Consider the following 367-nt stretch of genomic DNA (forward strand, 5'->3'; position numbering starts at 1 on the left):
CCGGCGCCTTCGGCGGCGGCGCACGGCCCGGTGCACCGGGCGGCCAGGGCGATCCCGGCCGTACGGAGCAGGGTCAGTCCAACCTGTTCGGTCAGACCCGGCCGGGGCAGTACGACCAGCCCGGTCAGCCCGGCCACCAGAACGGTCCGGCCGGACGGCAGGCGCCGCAGCCGCAGCAGGCCCGGCACAACAACGCCCCCGACAATCAGGGCGGTTTCCAGCAGTCCGGCGGCCCGGGCAACCCCGGCCGTCAGCTGCCGCCCGTCGGCGGTCCCCGTGCCGAACTGCCCGGTGGCAACCCGCAGCCGCAGCGCCCGCAGGCCACCAGCTGGGGCACGGAGAACCCGTCGGTGCCGCAGCGCAGTCC

General features: G+C 76.8%; 1 pseudogene. It reads left to right on the top strand.

Going from position 1 to position 367, the window contains the following annotated elements:
* Positions 1–367 (top strand): annotated as a pseudogene (locus AC1DYK_RS36300) (hypothetical protein); the annotation flags it as partial.

The organism is Variovorax sp. P2_H12 (assembly GCF_056403395.1).